The sequence below is a fragment of the Streptomyces sp. NPDC055140 genome, assembly GCF_053607285.1.
The window spans coordinates 1-13,112 of sequence record NZ_JBSGTG010000062.1 but is presented as its reverse complement, the minus strand read 5'-3'; the positions used below and the strand labels follow the sequence as shown (position 1 = coordinate 13,112).

The following is a 13,112-nucleotide window of genomic DNA, read 5'->3' as shown; positions in this document are numbered from 1 at the left end:
CGTACACCTCCCGCACCTGCGCCGAATGCGGGCACATCGACAAGGCGAACCGGGCCAGTCAGGCCCGCTTCGTATGCCGGTCCTGCGGTGTCGTTACACACGCGGACTGGAACGGCTCCCGCAACATCCGTCACCGTGCGGAAGAGTTGTGGAGATGCGGGGTGCAGTCAACCGCCCCAGACCCGCCCCCGAACAGCGGGCGTGGGTCAGGACGCAAACGCAGCACCACAGCCAGTGGTGCCCGTTGTGCAAGCCCGGGACTTTCAGTCCCAATGCCGCGTAGTTAAGGACCGGGCACGGCCGTCAACTTGATCAGCGCCGTCGTTGCGGGCGGGATGCATATGGGAAACGGGACCTCTGCTACAGCGGTGAAGCCGTCCAAGGTCTTCACGCTGAGCAGGGGTCCCGTTGTCCGAGCAGTCTGCCATGACCAGTTTCGTCCGCACCATCACCGTTGCGAGGGGTGTCTTCGCACCAGGGCATCTCGGGGAGTTGACGCAGTACCTTCCCTTCGAACTGGTCGACGACGTACTGGCGAGGTCGCGAGCCGTGCAGGACAGGCTGCGTCTGCTGCCTTCCCGGGTAGGGGTGTACTTCGTGCTGGCTCTTGCTGTCTTTCCGGCCGTCGGCTACCTCGGGGTGTGGGGCAAGCTGGTCGCCGGGCTGGGCCCGCTGGCTCCTGTCCGACCCTGCGAGAAGGCCCTGCGTGACCTGCGGCGCAGGATCGGAGTCACGCCACTGAAGATGCTGTTCGAAGCCGTGTCGGGGCCGGTCGCCCAGCCCTGCACCCCCGGCGTGTGCTACCGGAAGTGGCGTACGGTCGCTTTCGATGGCTGCAGTTCCCTGCGGGCCCCTGACCAGCCGCGCGTCCGTGCCTGGCTGGGCAAGATCCTGAACGCCGGCTATGGCCCGGAGGGGTACCCGCACCTGCGACTGATGGCCTTGTGCGAGACCGGCACCCGTGGTCTGCTCGGCGCCGTCTTCGGCTCCACCAGCAAGGGCGAGACCCACTACGCCCGGCGACTCCTTCCCCTGCTGAACGCCACGATGCTGTTGCTGGCCGACCGCGCCTTCGCCGGGAACGACTTCCTCGTCGAGGCCGCTGACACCGGTGCCCAGCTGCTGATCCGGCTCAACTCGCGCCGTCGGCCGACCGTATGGACCGCTCTGCCCGACGGCTCGTTCCTGACCCGGATCCAGGACCGAACCTTCCGCATCATCAACGTCGACATCACCGCCACCTGTGACGACGGCACCCGGATCGGCGACCACTACATGCTGATCACCACCCTGCTCGACCACCGCACCGACCCCGCCGAACAGTTGGCCCGTCTCTACCACGAACGCTGGGAGATCGAGTCGGCGTTCCTCGCCCTGCGCCACACCCTGCTCACCGGACGCGTCCTGCGCTCCACCGATCGCTGCGGCCTGGAACAGGAACTGTGGGCCTGGCTCACCGTCCACCAGATCCTGCGCCGGGCGATGTGCGACGCGGCCGAAACTCGCCCCGGCATCGACCCTGATCGCCTCAGCTTCACGATCGCTCTCCAGAGCGCCGCAGACCAGGTCATCAACGCCTCCAACATCACCGGCGGCGACGGAGGCATCGCGACGGCCGTCCTGGCCGATCCGCTGCCGGCCCGCCGCCCCCGGATCAGTGCACGCAAGGTGAAGTGCCCGATGTCCCGTTACGGCACCACGCCGCATGAGACACGGCCGCTGACCAGCCGTTCCCTCACCCGTCTGGGCATCACCGTGCTCGCTGCCGCCAAGCAGCCCACCGCCCTGCCGCCGTCTCCCACCAACACCGACCGACGCGCCCACGTCTTCCGACTCCTGGCGGCAGCCGATCCCGGCCAGGACTGGACTGCCCGGCAGATCGCCGACGCCCTCGAAATCGGCCACCTCCGCAGCCTCTCCGCACAGATGGGGCAATGGATCACGCAAAAGTTCCTGGTCAGATCAGGCCGAGGCCGCTACCGACTCCACCCCCAGTGGGCCAAAACGCCAGGAGACTCACTCGACTCGACAACCACCATCCCCGCTTAACTACGCGGCATTGCTTTCAGTCCCGGGTCGTTGACACCGCTGATGTTCTTCGCAGCAAGCTGCTCGTCGGACAGAGTCCCGCGCGGAGTGAACTTGGCGGTGCGCACGAGGAAGTAGTCGTTGATGACCCCGTCGTAACCTGCGGCATGGCCAGGGGCCACGACTTCCTGGTGCCACACGTGCAGCGGATCGGTCCTGACCGATAGGCCCACCTGGGGTCGAGCCCGGCACCGGTCTGCTGGGTGCAGTACTTGTGGAAGTCGCTGGGGGCCGGCCGCCGAGCGGTGCCGGACAGAGGGAGGGCGGAGAGAGTTGGACGAGCAGAAGTTCGCCGACATGGCGGGCCAATTCGTGCACGCGCAGCGTCCCGCAGTACGCCCTCCCTCACGGGTCGGAAATCGACAGGTCACAACTCTCTCCCGTGCCTGTACGCACTCGGACAACCCCACCGCGTCGGAGCCGGTGGGTGCGTCGGGCGGGTCGGATACGTCGATCGCCCGAGACCCGCGGCACGTCTTCGGCAGGGGTGCGCCGCTCAGGTCTGCGCGGTCGGCCGGACGACGATCTCGTTGACGTCCACGTCGGCGGGCTGCTCGATCGCGAATGCGATGGCCCGGGCGATCGCCGAGGGCGGGATCGCGACCCGGTCCCGCATCCCGGCGATCTCGGCGCGGACCCGCTCGTTCGTCGACGCCTCGGGGAAGTCCGTGTCGATCACCCCGGGCGAGACGGTGCTCACCCGTACCGTGGGACCCGCCTCCTGGCGCAGGCCCTCGCAGATGGCCCGCACCGCGATCTTCGTTCCTGCGTAGACGGCCATCGCCGGTGCGACGCGGAACGCGGCCGTGGACGCCGTCGTGACGAAGTGGCCGCCGCCCTGGGCCCGGAAGACGGGCAGTGCGGCGCCGATGCCGTGCAGGACGCCCTTGATGTTGACGTCGACCATGTGGTCCCACTCGGCGGTGCGCAGATCGTCCAGGGGCGAGATGGTGCCCACCCCGGCATTGCTGATGAGCACGTCGAGTCGGCCGAACCGCTCGCCCGCGAGCCCGACCAGGGCGCGTACGTCGTCGAGGCGGGTCACGTCCGTACGGATCTGCACGGCCTCGCCGCCGGCCTTCTCGATGCGTGCGACCAGTTCCTCCAGCCGCTCCGAGCGGCGTGCTCCGAGGACGAGGCGCGCTCCGCGCTCGGCGAGCAGCAGTGCGGTCGCCTCGCCGATGCCGCTGCTCGCCCCCGTGATGGCCACGACCTTGCCCGTGATGCCTGACATCGCCTTCTCCTCACTTCTTGCCGGTTCTGCTCCGGCTTCTCTGTCAGTGTGGTCCGGCTTTAGCCTGGTATCCAGAGCCCATTTATTCTGGAACCAGAGGTGGTAGGACCATGTCCGAGACGGCGGAGCGACGTCGTGAACTCGGTGCGTTCCTGCGCAGCCGCCGGGCGCGGATCACGCCGGTCGAGGCGGGGCTGCCGTCGACCGGCCGGCGCCGGACCCCGGGGCTGCGGCGGGAGGAGCTGGCCCTGCTCGCAGGGATGAGCGCCACTTGGTACACGTACCTGGAACAGGGCCGCGAGATCCGCGCCTCCGACCAGGTCCTGGACGCGCTCGCCACGGCCCTGCGGCTCGCACCGCACGAGCGCGACCACCTGTTCCAGCTCGCCGGGCGCGCGCCGGCGGCCGACATCCCCGACGTGGAGCCGCTCGCCCCGGAGGTCGCAGCCGTCCCGCTGCTGCTCCAGCCGCATCCCGCGTACGTCATCGACGGCACGTACGACGTGCTCAGTCACAACGGAGCGACGGAAGAGGTGTTCCCGCGCCTGGTCACCGAGGACGGCAGGCGGCCCAACTTCGTGCGCTGGGTCTTTCTGGAGCCCCTGGCGCGGGAGGTGCTGGTCGACTGGGAGCCCGAGGCGCGGGGCCTGCTCGCCCGGGTGCGCACGCTGGCCGGCGGGCATCCGGGCGATCCCCGCTACGCGCGACTCGTCGACGAACTCCACGAGGGCAGCCCCGAAGTACGGGACTGGTGGCCCCGGTTCGAGGTCGAGGCGCGCCGGGGCGGGCGCAAGCGGCTGCGGAGTCCGGGGCGCGGCGTGGTCACGTACGACTACACCGCGTTCCACGTGGCCGGACAGCCGGAGCGGACGCTGGTGATCTACGCGGAGACGGGCGGGTCGGGGGAGTAGGGCCACGCGGTCGCCGGGAGCAGGGGCCCCAACTGGATGGTTGCCCGCGGCATATATATACTTTCGGTTGTATACATCTATCCTCGGGGTCACCCGACGCCGTCGAGGCCCAGCGCATCGAAGGCGCCGCCCGCGGCCTGCTGCGGGGGCTCGGGCACCTGACCCAAAGCACGCCATCGACACCGCGTGTACAACGCGGTGCGCGAGGCCGTCGTCCGCCTCATCCGCTCCCGGGAGATCCGCTCCGACTCCTCCGCCGGCCCCGTCGACTTCGTCCTGTGCGACGTGGACAGCGAAGGACGGGCCCGCGAACTGGCCGCCGCCCTGTACTCCGCCCTCTACGGCGACCTCGAACCCCTGACCCGCGCCGTGCCCCCAACATCCTGTCGACGTGACCGCAGCGAAGGTTGAGCGATTTCCCGTGCGGGGTGAGCCGAAGCGCGATGGTTGTCACTTCGCGTCGGTGCGTGGCTCTCCAGGGGCGAGGCGGCTCTTGTCTCGCAACTGGCAGGATGGCGGGTTGAGTTGTGCGGCCGAGAAAGGAATTCCGATGTCTGTTCGCTACCAGCTGGTGATCGACTGCGCCGATCCCGACCGACAGGCCCACTTCTGGGCCGCCGCACTGGGCTATGAACTCGCGCCGCCCCCGTCCGGTTTCGCTACATGGGACGACTACTACCGTGACCTGGGGCTGCCCGAAGAAGCGTTGACCGGCGGCGCGGACCGGATCAGCGACCCGCAGGGCGGTGGACCGGCCATCTGGTTCCATGCGGTCCCGGACGCGAAGGCCGAGAAGAACCGGCTGCACATCGACATCCACGCCAGCGGCGACCGGACGGACCCGATCGAGACGCGGAAGAAGCGAGTGGACGCCGAAGCCGACCGCCTGATGGGCTTGGGTGCCATCATCACCGTTGTCATGTACGAGGAAGGTATCGACCACTACGCGGTCGGAATGAAGGACCCCGAAGGGAACGAGTTCGACATCAACTGACTGACAACCAACGTGCTTTGGCATCCCACAACGGCCAGGTCACCAAGTCCCGCACGTGCCAACTATCGTTCTTCGGCTCACGGGGGCACGGTCGCCTCGGAGGTCGGCGACGTGCTCGCTCCGCGCACGCTGACTACCGCACCCAGCCGGGCCCCAGCTCTGAGCAGCGCGCTCAACCTTCGGTGACGTGGCGAGGCGCATGACGCCCGCCTTGAGTCGGGCAACCTCGACGGCGTCCTGTTCCGTGTAGCCCGTGGTCGGCGACCGCGCGATGTCGTGGGGGCCGTGGCCGGTCGCGGCGATGCCGTTCTCGACCGGCTCCACAGACCAGGGCAGTGTCCGGGACAGTGCCGCGACGGCGGCGTACGCGGCGTCGAGATCGCGGCGTGCAGCAAGAAGGTCGCTGGCAGGTCAGACACCCCATGTCGTTTCAGGTCAAGCGGCATGGAGGTGCACGTGGTGCGACCAGGCGGTCGCTTCGTCGTAACGGGTTCGGGCTTTGAGGCATCCGTGGAGGATGCCGACGAGGCGGTTGCCAACCTGTCGGAGGGCCGGGTTGTAGCCGGCCTCGCGGGCGCGTTGCTTGTCGTAGTAGCGGCGGGCGCCGGGCGAGGCTCGCAGGGCGGAGAACGCCTGGGTCTGCAACGCGTCGGCGAGGCGGTTGTTGCGGACGTAGCGAGCCTGGACGGTGTGGCTCTTGCCGGAGGCCCGGGTGATCGGGCTGGTGCCGGCGTAGTTCTTGCGGGCTTTCGCGGAGGCGTATCGGGTGGGATCGTCACCGAACTCGGCGAGCACCCGGGCGCCGGTGATCTCTGCGATGCCGGGCATCGAGAGGTAGATCTCAGCGTCCGGGTGCGCGAGAAAATGGGCCTTCACCTGCTCCTCCAGCCCGGTTATCTGCTCGTTCAGCGCGATCAGTAGGCGGGCGTGAGCCTGGGCGGTGGCCGCGTAGGCGGCTGTGACGGTCTCGGGCAGGCCGAGCTGCCGCTCGCGCAGCGCGGTCTGGATCGTGGCCGCTTTCGCATCCCGGTGATGGCGCCGGGCGCGTGCCAGCACGGCGGTGATCTGCGTGCGGGTCAGCTTCGCCCCGGCTGCCGGGGTAGGGGCCTTGATCAGCAGTTCCAGTGCGTCTGTACTGGTCAGTGTGAGGTCAGCGTAGGCATTCAGAGCGGCGGGATAGTACTCACGCAGTGTGCTGCGCAGTCGCTGGAAGGTGCGAGTGCGTTCCCAGATCAGACTCTGGTGGGCACGGGCGACGACCTTGACGGCCTGGGCCTGCTCGCTGTCGCCGGCGATCGGCCGCAGCTGGTCGCGGTCGATGCGGACCATGTCCGCGAGCGCGTGCGCGTCGCCCTTGTCGCTCTTGGCGCCGGAGGAGGCGTACCGCTCCTTGAAGCGGGCGGCCTGCCGCGGGTTGATCGCGTAGACCTGGTAGCCGGAGGCGATCAGGGCCTGCACCCACGAGCCGCGGTCGGTCTCGATCCCGATCACGACCCCAGCGGCATCCAGGCCCTCTCCGCCGTGCCGGGCGACGAGCTCGTGCAGCTTCGCGATCCCCTCCGCGCCCTCGGGCAGCCTCGCGGCGGCCAGTTTCCGGCCTGCGTCGTCCTGGACCTCGACGTCATGGTGGTCTTCGGCCCAGTCATTGCCGATCAGCAGCAACTCGTCCTCCAGATCAGGTACTTCGCTTCCTGTGCAGCCTGCGGAAGGCGCGGCACGCGGCCTAATGGATCCAGTGCTCACGCCCCGTGGGGCGGGCACGCCACCCCATCAACGGTCTGGCCTCCCGGCCGACCAGCAGGGGCACGGTCTGACCTCAGAAGTCGAATGCTTCCGGCGCGGAGAGTGCTCACCTGCTGGTGGCTACTGCACCGAGTCTCTGCGACCCGGCACATCCCATTAGGCGCGGCGGGTGCGCGGGCTCAGGCCGTGACCGGATCTGGTGCCTGAGAACCACAACCTCGGAAACTGCGGATGTGTTGTCAGTGGTGGCTGTTTTCCTGGTGGGTCCCGTGGGCGTAGGGGCGCGCGGGGCTTGGACGGGGGAGTAGCTAGTGGTGCATGTGAGGGAGTACGTGCGCGCGGATGGCACGAAGGTCCGGGCGGCACCGGCGGTGGGCGGCTAGCTGTATTGCCCTGAAGCGTTGTTTGCGCGGCTGATGGGGGGCTTGCCTGCGAGTGCGGTGTGGCATCGGTGGTGGTTGTAGGTGTGGAGGAAGTCTGTCAGGGCTGCGCTTCGTTCGCTATTGCTGGTGTAGGGGCGGAGGTAGGCCCATTCGTCGAGCAGGGTCCGGCACGCAAGTCGTTCCGCGTGGGCTCTTCCAACTGCGTAGATAACAGTGGGTGATTGATCGAGATGCAGGGGGTGTCGGGGCCTGTTTCTCTGGTGTGGCCCGCTCTTCCCCATCACCCAAGGAGTGATCATGAGCGTTGCAGGTGAGTCCGGTCGTGCCCAGCAGATGCGTGCTCGGGACCTGGAACAGGCCGCGGAACGTGCCACTGACCCGCAGGAGCGTCAGCGTCTGAAGGACAAGGCCCGCCAGCTCAAGGAGCAGAGCGAGCATGCAGGCGGTTCGGGCAAGCGGGACACCGACCCGACGGTGTCGTCCCGGTAGTTCCGAGCGCAGACGCCGGCCGGTGGCCGGCCTCCGTGGCCCCTTTTGGCACGCGAGAGGCCCCCGGCCGGTCACTGCTGTCTTTGCTCAAGAACAACGCCTGCGCCGCCTACGACACCGGCAAAGGATCACCGCACTTCCGGCAGTACCGCCGGGCCGTCCCGCCAGCCACTCAGCCGCCCTGGTGCGCGCGTGCGGCTCGCACCGCCTCCTCCAGTGCGGCCATCAAGTCCACCGCGCGGCCCGGGCTCGGTCGGCGTGGCCGGCTGGCCGCCGGACATCTTCGCCTCGACCAGCTGCTCAAACGCGTGACGGTACTCGCCTTGGAGCTGGCCAACCTCGAGTCCCGTGCATTCGCGCATCAGCACCTCGACGAGCTCCAGCTCCCGGTCGGTGACCGGTGCGCAGGGGGCGAGGTCCCCCGGATCGCGCAGTTCGACCTGCCAGAGCAGCGTCTGGAGGATGAGCATGCCGTGGCGTGGCCGCAGCAGTGCGATCCGTTCCCGGGAGCGGACGGCGACCTTGCACACGCCGACCTGTCCGGTGCGCGCGAGCGCTTCGACGAGCAGCGCATACGGCCGCTCGGCCGACGGCCGGCGGGGCCCGATGTAGTACGGCCTGCTGTACGAGATCGGGTCGATGACCTGCCCCGGCACGAAACCGAGTACCTCCACGACGTGCCTGGTCGCAAGCGGCCGACGCTCCAGGTCCTGACCGCTCAGCGGCACTAGCTGTCCGTCGGGCAGCTCCCAGCCGCGCCCGGCCTCCTCGTACGGGATCTCACGGTCCTCGGCTTAACACAGCCGCGGGTGCTGCACCCTGCCGTTGTCCGCGGCGTGGATCTCCCGCAGCCGCACCTGGTGCTCCTCGGTCGCCGGGAACAGCTTCACGGGCAGCACGGCCGGCCCGAACTGGATCACGCTGGACCACAGGGCCCTCATGCCTTAAGCGTCCATCGCCACCGCGCAGGGTGTACCTCGGCCGAGCTGATCAATCACCGACGTGCCCCGGGCCCAAAGTCCACCCTGCGCGACGTCTGGGATCGGACTGCCGAGAGCTGTGTCAGGCAAAGGAGCCCCCGCCAGGCTTCTTACCGGGCGGGGGCAGGGCCAGTCAGCGGTCGAGGTCGATCGTGAAGCGCCTGATGCCCATACCGATCGTGTCGGCGTGGACCTGACCACGAGCCCGGTCGAATTTCCCGGTGCCGCCGGTGATCGCGTTGTCGAACGAGGGGGGAGGGATCGTCGGGAGGCCCTGGGCGGTGAGGATGCCGAAGAGCGTCCCCTGCACGGTGAGCTGGCCGCCCGGGAGGCTGTAGGTCACGACGCACACCTCCGCTCCGCCGTCGTCGGCCCGGGTGGTGGTGCAGGTGCCATTGGTCTCGCCGACCACCTTTTTGTCGTACTTATCCTTGAGGATCGAGCGGAAGGCGGTCCGATCGCCCTGGGCGGCGGGGCCGCCGGGGTTGACCGGGAAGCGGGTCTGCTGATCGAGGTGGCCGATGACTGTGATGACCCGGTCTTTGCCCTTGGCGTGGGCGGAATCGGTGTCCGTCGCGGCGGCCGCGACAGGGGCGCAGGCGAGAAGGGTGACCAGGGCAGTGGACGTGCCGAGGCAGGCTGCTCTGATGGGGCGCATCGTGTGGCTCCTGAGGTTGATGCTCATGGATGGTCAGGTGACGCATTCATAACCTCGGCTCTGCCGCCGCCCGGAACGTCCCGGCGCGACCCACCGGAAGATCCGACCAGTCGGACCAACCCGGGACGAGAGACGGCCCGCCCGACACCGGCCCCCTTTTTCTGTTTCTGCATGTGGCCGTTTTGCGGGTTTGGCATCGGCTCCGCGTGCGGGCCCTTTTCTGCCTCCGTATCGGGGTGGTGTTGAGGATTCCGCATCGGGCCCGCGCCCCTTCTTTCTTGTTGGTGCTTCTTTTTGTTTTGAAAGTTTTGCGGGTTGGGTTCCGGGATGGAGTTCCGCAGGTTACTGGCCATCGGCGGGCTGGGGCTGCTGGCAGCGGACAACATCGCCAGGACCACCCGAGCGATCCGGGACGCACCCGAACACGCCATCTGGATCTGGGGCATCACCGACAGCCCGCCCCTACCGGGAACTTGAAGCCGCCCTGGCTGCGGTCAGGGCGGCGGACATTTGCGGCAAGTCACCCGAATGCCTCGTTTCTGGCGCCGAGCAAGATCGTTGTGAGGGCGTGACAGCAGATACGTCGTTTCCTTTCGCCGAGTCCAGCACCCACCGAAGCTGTGCCTGCGCTACCAGTCCTACCGTGCCCCCAGCACACCCCAGCGCTTCCACTTCAACGCGCACCCACCTGAACGCTCCCCAGGAGAGCAGCTTGCAACGAGAAAGAGTGCATCAGGAACTGCCTTATCTGAAGGACTTTCTCAATACATTGGACCGACTGCAGACCGACTTTCAGCAACGTCTCAGAGGCATCGAGCCGACTGTCCAGCGCAGGCGGACAGGGCAGACTTCTTCCGTGCAAGAAGTTGAGGACTTCACACAGTCCTGGGAAGGTGCCGGATGCGAGCACCAGCTGGGAGTGAAGGCTGTCTGGAACATCCGTGATGAATCACTCTCTGTCTAGCCTCGCCGTTTCGGTTGAGGGGGTATGAGGCAGAGAGTGGCGGGGCGGGGGTGGGATTCACCCGGCCCCGCCCCCGCCGGTTTACAGAAGGGTCCGGTACGCAATCCGCGTGCTGGGCCTTTTCCGTTTCCGTATCGGGGTGGTGTTGAGGATGAGGCTGATCCTCGCCCGGGCACACGGCTGGATCGCCGGGGAATTCGAGCTCGTAAACAGGATCATGGGTGGGCCCTCTTGAGGCATCGCCAGCAGATGAGGCTGCATGCCAGGGAGACGAAGGCGTCGTGGAGTTCGAGGCGTCGTTCCCATCGGATGGCGAGGCGTTTGAACTGGTGGAGGAGGGCGAAGGCCTGCTCGACGACGTAGCGGAGTTTGTGAAGCTCCGGCTGTCGTTCGCGAAGTTCAGCCGTGTGGCGTGCCTGCTACCGGTTGGCCACGAGGAAGTCCTCCAGGATCTCGACAAACCGCGCCGGCTGCTCCTCGGCCGGGTAATGGCCGCAGTCGTCGAGGACGACCCCCGTGACGTCGTCGGCCGCCAGCCGCATCGTCTGGGCGGCATTCGCGCCGCTCCACAGCGCGCCGCCGACGGCGAGCACCGGCAGCGTCAGCCGGGTCTTGCTGCGCTGCTCGTTCTGCGCGATTGTCTCGTCCAGCGCCCGGTAGTACGCGAAGCTCGCCCGCAGCGCGCGAGGATCCGCGGCGATCGCGTCGACGTAGACGTCGACGGCGTACGCGGGGATCGCGGTCCGCGTGGCGGCCTTGGTGGCGAACTGCCAGCCGAAGAAGAGCCGCTCCCGTCCCCGGACCAGTTCCTCGTTGAGGTCGGTGAGCCGGTTGAAGCCGAACTGCCAGAGCTTCAGGTTGACCGCGGCCGGGCCGAAGAACGGTGGGGACGGCGTGAGACCGGGGATCACTGCTTCGAGGATGGCGAGCCGGCCCACCCGCTCGGGGTGATCGGCGGCGAGGGCGTATCCGGTCCACGTGCCGATGTCGTGGCCGGCCACGTCGAACCGGTCGTGCCCGAGCGCGGCCATCAACGCGACCAGATCGGCGGCGAGCGTGCCGGCGTCGTACCCGTCGTCGGGCTTGTCGGAGAGCCCGGCGCCGCGCGAGTCGACGGCGACGACGGTGTGCTGGCGGGCGAGCGCGGGCATCACTTCCCGCCAGGCGTACCAGGTCTGGGGCCACCCGCCGATCAGCAGCAGCGCCGGGCCGTCCCCACCGGTGACCGCGTGCAGCCGCAGCCCGTTCACCTCCACGAGCCGGCTGGTGAAGACGTCAAGGAATCCGTCAGGCAGTCGCAGCGAACGCAAGCTTGTCATGCCGACGACCATACGCATCTTTGAATGATCGGTACAAGATGTGTACGCTGACAGACCATGGCAGGCCGCAAGCAATTCGACGTGGACGAGGCGCTACGACGCGCGATGCACATCTTCTGGCGCTGGGGTTATTCGGAGGCCTCGATCGATCGCCTGACCGAAGGCACGGGCCTGGGCCGGGGCTCGCTCTACGGCACCTTCGGCGACAAGAGCGCCCTCTTTCGCAAAAGCCTCCAACGGTACGCGCAGACCTACCACCCGCTGTACGAGCAGGCACTGTCCGGCCCCCACCCGAGCCCGAGCGCCGTTGTGGCCGCCTTCCTGCAGGTCGCCCTGAACCGTATCGCCGACCCGACAGTCCCGGATGGCTGCCTGCTCACGGTGTCGGCAACGCAGTTCCCGGCGCTTGACGCGGAGGGCCGGGCGATGGTCCGCGCCATGATCGACGGTTTGCGGGCGAGGCTGGAGCAGGCGTTGCTGGCGACGGGGGCCGGTGAGCAGGAGGCGGCAGAGCTGGCGTTGTGCACGCTGGCGACGAACAAATCTCTGGCGGTGCTGAGCCGCGCCGGGTTCTCGGGCGAAGACCTGGCAACCGTCGCGGCAGCCGCCGCCAGGAATGCCAAGGCTCTGACGTATCGACCGGCCGAACCGTCGGGGCCGCGATAGAAGGGAACGACTCCGTCACCAATGGATCTGCAGAGACCTTGGGGCAGCCGGCGGCTCAGCAGGAAGTGACTCGACCCAGCCCTCATGGGGGCTGAGCCGACCCGGGCGACGAAATCGTCCCACCGGGGGAAGAAGCTGACCTGGGCCGCCTCGGTCTTCGGGCACTTGAAGCTCGTAAAAGGATCATGAGTGTGCCTTCTTGAGGCGTCGCCAGCAGATGAGGCTGCATGCCAGGGAGACGAAGGCGTCGTAGAGTTCGAGGCGTCGTTCCCATCGGATGGCGAGGCGTTTGAACTGGTGGAGGAGGGCGAAGGCCTGCTCGACGACATAGCGGAGTTTGCCCAAGCCCTTGATGTTCGGGGCGCCCTTGCGGGAGATGACCGGCATGATCCGGCGCGTGCGCAGTTCACGGCGGACTACCCGGGAGTCGTACGCCTTGTCGCCCAGGATTGACTCGGGGCGCCGGCGGGGACGGCCCGGACGCCCGGCCACCGGCGGGATGCCGTCGACGAGGGCGAGAGTCTGCGTGATGTCGTTGACGTTCGCCGCAGTCGTGATGACGTGGAGCGGAGTGCCCTTCCCGTCGCAGATCAGACATCCGATGCGGTTAAGGAGTCAAGCGGCGGTTGCGAGGACGGTCTGGGGTTGGGTGGGAAAGGCGATGGTCTCGTCGTAGGGGATGC

Annotated in this window: 14 protein-coding genes and 1 pseudogene; 7 read left to right on the top strand and 8 right to left on the bottom strand. The window is 67.9% G+C overall.

Annotated elements, in window-relative coordinates; translation table 11 throughout:
• Positions 1 to 35: 35 nt before the first annotated feature.
• Entirely contained in the window at positions 36 to 287 is a 252-nt protein-coding gene (locus ACWFR4_RS45845; protein ID WP_453657586.1) for a hypothetical protein, read from the top strand.
• A 139-nt stretch (positions 288 to 426) separates the two neighbouring features.
• Positions 427 to 2,049: an IS4 family transposase gene (locus ACWFR4_RS45840; protein ID WP_453657580.1), complete on the top strand. Its 1,623-nt coding sequence runs from the start codon at positions 427 to 429 to the stop codon at positions 2,047 to 2,049.
• 535 nt (positions 2,050 to 2,584) lie between these two features.
• Here ACWFR4_RS45840 and ACWFR4_RS45835 read toward each other — a convergent pair.
• The gene (locus ACWFR4_RS45835) at positions 2,585 to 3,322 is read right to left on the bottom strand and encodes an SDR family oxidoreductase (RefSeq protein WP_326715588.1); all 738 of its coding nucleotides are present in this window, start codon (positions 3,320 to 3,322) and stop codon (positions 2,585 to 2,587) included.
• 110 nt (positions 3,323 to 3,432) lie between these two features.
• Between ACWFR4_RS45835 and ACWFR4_RS45830 the strand changes: the two genes are divergently transcribed.
• The 3 genes from ACWFR4_RS45830 to ACWFR4_RS45820 all read left to right on the top strand — a co-directional run bounded on the left by ACWFR4_RS45830 (position 3,433) and on the right by ACWFR4_RS45820 (position 5,227).
• Positions 3,433 to 4,233: a helix-turn-helix transcriptional regulator gene (locus tag ACWFR4_RS45830; RefSeq protein WP_329567594.1), complete on the top strand. Its 801-nt coding sequence runs from the start codon at positions 3,433 to 3,435 to the stop codon at positions 4,231 to 4,233.
• 186 nt (positions 4,234 to 4,419) lie between these two features.
• Positions 4,420 to 4,644, top strand: a complete 225-nt coding sequence (locus ACWFR4_RS45825) for a hypothetical protein (RefSeq protein WP_453657577.1) — start codon at positions 4,420 to 4,422, stop codon at positions 4,642 to 4,644.
• Positions 4,625 to 5,227, top strand: a complete 603-nt coding sequence (locus tag ACWFR4_RS45820) for a VOC family protein (RefSeq protein WP_453657575.1) — start codon at positions 4,625 to 4,627, stop codon at positions 5,225 to 5,227. Before ACWFR4_RS45825 ends, ACWFR4_RS45820 begins: the two co-directional genes overlap by 20 nt.
• 435 nt (positions 5,228 to 5,662) lie before the next feature.
• On the opposite strand, the gene ACWFR4_RS45815 is transcribed toward ACWFR4_RS45820, so the two are convergent.
• Together ACWFR4_RS45815 and ACWFR4_RS45810 are read right to left on the bottom strand one after the other, a co-directional pair.
• Entirely contained in the window at positions 5,663 to 6,889 is a 1,227-nt protein-coding gene (locus ACWFR4_RS45815; RefSeq protein WP_453657573.1) for an IS110 family transposase, read from the bottom strand.
• A 460-nt stretch (positions 6,890 to 7,349) separates the two neighbouring features.
• Positions 7,350 to 7,616: pseudogene (locus ACWFR4_RS45810) on the bottom strand (integrase core domain-containing protein); the annotation flags it as partial.
• 34 nt (positions 7,617 to 7,650) lie between these two features.
• Between ACWFR4_RS45810 and ACWFR4_RS45805 the strand changes: the two are divergent.
• Entirely contained in the window at positions 7,651 to 7,842 is a 192-nt protein-coding gene (locus ACWFR4_RS45805) for a DUF6381 family protein (protein ID WP_453657571.1), read from the top strand.
• A 128-nt stretch (positions 7,843 to 7,970) separates the two neighbouring features.
• Here the strand turns inward: ACWFR4_RS45805 and ACWFR4_RS45800 are convergent, their stop codons facing one another.
• From ACWFR4_RS45800 to ACWFR4_RS45785, 4 genes are all read right to left on the bottom strand, one after another.
• Complete coding sequence (locus ACWFR4_RS45800) at positions 7,971 to 8,621, bottom strand: Ku protein (protein WP_453657584.1); 651 nt, start codon at positions 8,619 to 8,621, stop codon at positions 7,971 to 7,973.
• A 15-nt stretch (positions 8,622 to 8,636) separates the two neighbouring features.
• Positions 8,637 to 8,783, bottom strand: coding sequence for a hypothetical protein (locus ACWFR4_RS45795; RefSeq protein WP_453657569.1), 147 nt, complete (start codon positions 8,781 to 8,783; stop codon positions 8,637 to 8,639).
• A 172-nt stretch (positions 8,784 to 8,955) separates the two neighbouring features.
• Positions 8,956 to 9,480 carry an allene oxide cyclase barrel-like domain-containing protein gene (locus ACWFR4_RS45790; protein WP_453657567.1) on the bottom strand — a complete coding sequence of 175 codons (525 nt, stop codon included), beginning with the start codon at positions 9,478 to 9,480 and terminating at the stop codon, positions 8,956 to 8,958.
• 1,383 nt (positions 9,481 to 10,863) lie between these two features.
• Positions 10,864 to 11,763 carry an alpha/beta fold hydrolase gene (locus ACWFR4_RS45785; RefSeq protein WP_453657565.1) on the bottom strand — a complete coding sequence of 300 codons (900 nt, stop codon included), beginning with the start codon at positions 11,761 to 11,763 and terminating at the stop codon, positions 10,864 to 10,866.
• A 57-nt stretch (positions 11,764 to 11,820) separates the two neighbouring features.
• Between ACWFR4_RS45785 and ACWFR4_RS45780 the strand changes: the two genes are divergently transcribed.
• A complete protein-coding gene (locus tag ACWFR4_RS45780; RefSeq protein ID WP_453657563.1) occupies positions 11,821 to 12,429 on the top strand; it encodes a TetR/AcrR family transcriptional regulator in 609 nt (202 codons plus the stop codon).
• Positions 12,430 to 12,612: 183 nt separating this feature from the next.
• On the opposite strand, the gene ACWFR4_RS45775 is transcribed toward ACWFR4_RS45780, so the two are convergent.
• Positions 12,613 to 13,020, bottom strand: a complete 408-nt coding sequence (locus ACWFR4_RS45775; protein ID WP_453657582.1) for a transposase — start codon at positions 13,018 to 13,020, stop codon at positions 12,613 to 12,615.
• Positions 13,021 to 13,112 lie beyond the last annotated feature (92 nt).